Below are 1321 nucleotides of genomic sequence, written 5' to 3' on the forward strand. Positions count from 1 at the left end.
GATCGCCATATTTCGATGCAAATTCGTTCATTTTCTCAACCAGTTCTTTCAAACCGAATTGATCCATATAACGGAATGGCCCGCCAAGGAATGGAGGGAAGCCAATACCAAAAATCGCACCAATATCGCCATCGCGCGGAGAGCGAATAATACCGTCGTCCAAGCATCGTACTGCTTCATTAAGCATTGGCAGTACACAGCGCAACGCAATATCGTTATCGCTGAGCTTCGATTCTGGCGTCAGTTTGAGTAGCTTGTAGATGGATTTATCGACTTCTTTCTTCTTACCTTTGTAAGTGTAGAAACCTTTCCCGCTCTTGCGTCCTTTGCGACCGTCATTCAATAAGATATCGAATACATCAGGACCTTTGAATCGCTCGCCCAACTCATTGACCAGAATCGGCATGATCTTCGCGCCAATATCAACACCAACTTCATCAAGTAACGTGATTGGCCCAACAGGGAAGCCGAAATCCAACAACGCACCATCTAACTTCTCAATCGGCTCATTTGCCAGCAAGATATGCGCAGCTTCATTCATGTAAGGCGCAAGAATGCGGTTTACGTAAAAGCCAGCTTTGTCCTTCACAACGATTGGGGTTTTACCCTGCTTCTTAGCCAATGCGACAACTGTCGAAATGGTTTCATCAGACGTTGTTTCATGCGGAATCACTTCCACCAGCGGCATTTTTTCTACTGGGCTAAAGTAGTGCAAACCGACGATGTTTTCTGGTCGCTCTGCCTTTTCTGCAATCTTGTGGATTGGTAACGAAGACGTGTTCGTAGCAAAAATAGTTTCAGATTTTGCGTTTGCTTCAATGTCCGCAACCATCTGTTGTTTTAGATCCAAGTCTTCGAAAACCGCTTCGATCACAACATCAATGTGGTTGTAACTTGTAAAGTCTACGCCACCTGACAGTTGCAACATCTTCGCCTGTAAATCGGCTTTCGACAGGATGCGACGTTTGCGCTGCTTCTCAAACAACTTGTAGTTGTAGTTAAGTGCATTCAACACACCGTCATTGCTCACATCTTTGATTCGAACAGGCACTTTTGCTTTTGCAACCGTTACATGGCTGATCCCAGCGCCCATTAAGCCGCCACCAAGAACACCCACTTTTTTCACCGCTGCAGGCTGTGCATCCGTGCCGTGTTCCTTCTTCATTTCAGTAGTCGCGAAGAAGATAGAGCGCAATGCTTTCGATTCGGAGCTCATCACAAGCTCACCAAATCGTTTCGCTTCTAGTTCTTGCCCTTGTGCAAAGCCTTTTTCCAGACCGTGTTGAATCACTTCAAGAATCGCGACCGTTGCTGGATAGTT

1 protein-coding gene is annotated in these 1321 nt (G+C 46.0%); it reads right to left on the reverse strand.

What is annotated here, in order from left to right; all coding sequences use genetic code 11:
* Window positions 1-1321, reverse strand: a 1321-nt coding sequence (locus R7E47_RS24505; protein ID WP_318085308.1) for a 3-hydroxyacyl-CoA dehydrogenase NAD-binding domain-containing protein, incomplete at both ends; no start/stop codon positions are given.

Source organism: Vibrio sp. Vb1026, from assembly GCF_033338745.1.
Classification (GTDB): domain Bacteria; phylum Pseudomonadota; class Gammaproteobacteria; order Enterobacterales; family Vibrionaceae; genus Vibrio; species Vibrio alginolyticus.